At 73.0% G+C, this 2,622-nt stretch carries 3 protein-coding genes and 1 pseudogene; 3 read left to right on the plus strand and 1 reads right to left on the minus strand.

The genetic code is table 11. The features are described from left to right. Positions 1–298 (plus strand): annotated as a pseudogene (locus BKE38_RS24800) (ABC transporter permease); the annotation flags it as partial. Between the two features lie 22 nt (positions 299–320). Here BKE38_RS24800 and BKE38_RS24805 read toward each other — a convergent pair. Continuing rightward, positions 321–764, minus strand: coding sequence for a hypothetical protein (locus BKE38_RS24805; RefSeq protein WP_076959897.1), 444 nt, complete (start codon positions 762–764; stop codon positions 321–323). A gap of 170 nt (positions 765–934) precedes the next feature. On the opposite strand from BKE38_RS24805, the gene BKE38_RS24810 reads away from it, so the two are divergent. Together BKE38_RS24810 and BKE38_RS24815 are read left to right on the plus strand one after the other, a co-directional pair. Next, entirely contained in the window at positions 935–1,561 is a 627-nt protein-coding gene (locus BKE38_RS24810; RefSeq protein WP_076959898.1) for a histidine phosphatase family protein, read from the plus strand. A gap of 134 nt (positions 1,562–1,695) precedes the next feature. Next, positions 1,696–2,541: a lipid-binding SYLF domain-containing protein gene (locus BKE38_RS24815; RefSeq protein WP_076959899.1), complete on the plus strand. Its 846-nt coding sequence runs from the start codon at positions 1,696–1,698 to the stop codon at positions 2,539–2,541. The last annotated feature ends 81 nt before the right edge of the window (positions 2,542–2,622 follow it).

The following is a 2,622-nucleotide window of genomic DNA, read 5'->3' on the forward strand; positions in this document are numbered from 1 at the left end:
CGGCGCCGGCGCCGAGCCGCTGGCCTGGTCGGTGCTGTTCGGCCTGACGCCCTTCGCCTGTGTCTTCTATCCGATGGCCACCCTGCCGGTGCCGCTGCAATGGCTGGCCAGCGCCCTGCCCGCCGCCCATGTCTTCGAAGGGATGCGCGCCGTGCTGCTGGAAGGCCGCGTCGATACCGGCCACCTGCTGGCCGCCTTCGCCCTCGACGCGGTCTGGCTGGCGCTGCTGGGCCGCGCCTTCATCTGGCAGTTCGAGGCCGCCCGACGCAGCGGCGCGCTGAGCAACCTGGGCGAATAGCCCGCCGTTCCGGAGCGGCGCCTCAGCCGAACCAGAAGCGCTCGCCGCCCGGGCCGCGCGGCTCGGTCGGTGCCGGTTCCGCCGGCGGGTCGTCGTCGCCCAGGATGGCGCTGGTGTCGAAGCCGATTCCCCCGGTGCCGTGCAGGCTGAGCCGCAGCGCCATGGTGGAAGCCAGCGACAGCAGCGCATTGGGCTCCGGCGCATCCGGCCAGCCGGGCAGGCGCATGCTGAAGGCCAGGCTGGCGGCGTGGTCGGCCCAGGCCGGCAGGGCCAGCCCCTCCCCCTCAAACGCGGCGACGCCCAGATGCTCCAGCCCGTGCTGGCCGAAGCTGTTCGGCCCCGGGCCCGCTGTCCCGGCCCCGCCTTCCCCGCCCAGCAGCGACTGCAGGTCGAAGCCGCCCCTGGCCGGCTCCGCGGCGGGGGTTTCGGCAGGCGGCGGGCGCGGCGTTTCCGGCGGGTTGGGCATCTTGCGCTCCTGCGGCCCCGTCCTGGGGCGGATCGCGGCGGCGCAGGCGGAGCAGTCCTCCCCTTACACAGCCGGCCGGGGCATCCTGCCGGCTGCGGGTGAAGATCCGGTGAAGACGCGGTAGGGGCGCGCCATTCACGGCCGGCGGCAAACCCGCTACAGCCGGGCGCGTGACCCAGACCCGCTTCTTCCTGATCCGCCACGCCGTCGTCGAGCCGTCGGCGCGCCTCGTCATGTATGGCGACATGGATGTCGCCGTCTGCGCCCTCGCCATGGCGCAGGAGGCCGCGACCTATCGCTGGCTGGCCGGCCGCCTGCCCGCCGGCGCGCGCTGGTTCCACACCCACCTGTCGCGCACCCGGGCGACGGCCGCCGCCATCTTCGCCGCCGGCCACCCGGAGGCGCCGCTGACCGTCGAGCCGCGCTTCGCCGAGCAGAATCTCGGCCAGTGGCAGGGGGTGACGCATGAGGCGCTGACCGGCCTGCTGCGCGACCCGCCGCATCCCTTCTGGCCGCATGGCGCGCTGGAGCGCCCGCCCGGCGGCGAAAGCCTGGAGGACGTGGTCGCCCGCATCGGCCCGGCGCTGGAGGAGATGACCCGCGCCCATGCCGGCGGCGACGTCGTCGTGGTGGCGCATGGCGGCTCGATCCGCGCGGCGCTGGCGCATGCGCTGAAGCTCGACCCGCACCAGGCCTTCCAGTTCTCGGTGAAGAACCTGTCTCTCACCCGGCTTGAGAACCATGACGGCCATTGGCGGGTGATGTCGGTCAACGAGGAGCCGGGGGCGGTGGGGTAGCCCGCGCCTCCACACCCACTTTTCATCGCCAAACCGGGCCGGCGGGCGTCCCTGCCCCCCGCTCCGCACAAGTTGGGCTTGCCAGCGGCGGGCCGGGAGTTCATGTCTCCCCAACAGCTTGGCGGAGGAAGTTCATGCGCCGGTCGATCTTTTCCTCGATCCCTGCCCCTGCTCGCGGCCTGGCCCTGGCCGGTCTCGCGATGCTTGCCCTGGCCCGTCCCGCCGCCGCCCAGGTCGAGGAGCAGGCGCTGGTCGACCGCTCCACCCTGGCGGTGCAGGAGATGCTGGGCGCCGGCGATGGCAATGCCGCCCATTTCAACGACGCCATCACCCTGCTGCGCCGGGCGCGGGCGGTGATGGTCTGCCCGCGCATCTTCCGCGCCGGCTTCATCCTGGGCGGCCAGGGCGGCTCCTGCCTGCTGCTGGCGCGCGACGGCGCCGGCTCCTGGTCGTCGCCCGCCTTCTACAGCCTGGGCAGCGGCAGCATCGGCTTCCAGATCGGCGTGCAGGACGCCATGGTCATGATGATGGTGCTGACCGACAAGGGCCTCTCCGCCCTGATGGACAGCCAGTTCAAGGTCGGCGCCGACGCCTCGATCGCGGTGGCGACCATCGGCGGCGGCATCGCCGGTTCGACCACCGCCGCGGTCGGCGCCGACATCGTCACCTTCGCCAAGACCCGCGGCCTCTATGCCGGCATCGCGCTGGACGGCTCGCTGATCAGCGCCCGCAGCGACGCCAACCGCGCCTATTACGGCCAGGACTACAGCGCCCGGCAGCTGGTGGTGGACATGGCCGCGCACAATCCGGGCGCCGACCCGCTGCGCGGCGCGCTGCTGCGCTACGGCACGCAGAACGCGGCGCCGACAGCGGCGCAGCCGATGCAGCAGCAGCCCGCGACCAGCTACCAGACGCCGAACTACCAGGCGCCGCCGGCCTACCAGCCCAACGGCGGGGTGACCGCGACGCCCCTGCGGTAAGACCGCCGGAAACCAAGCCTTAGCGCTTGGCATGCTTGCCTGCCCCTTCTTCCATGATGGGGCAGGCGATGCGCATCCGGA

Origin of the sequence: Teichococcus deserti, from assembly GCF_001982615.1 — a bacterium.
Lineage (GTDB): Bacteria > Pseudomonadota > Alphaproteobacteria > Acetobacterales > Acetobacteraceae > Pseudoroseomonas > Pseudoroseomonas deserti.

Excerpts from the sequence above, each read along its gene's own strand:
- BKE38_RS24805 (WP_076959897.1), bottom strand. The coding sequence starts at position 764 with ATGCCCAACCCGCCGGAAACGCCGCGCCCGCCGCCTGCCGAAACCCCC.
- BKE38_RS24815 (WP_076959899.1), top strand. The coding sequence starts at position 1,696 with ATGCGCCGGTCGATCTTTTCCTCGATCCCTGCCCCTGCTCGCGGCCTG.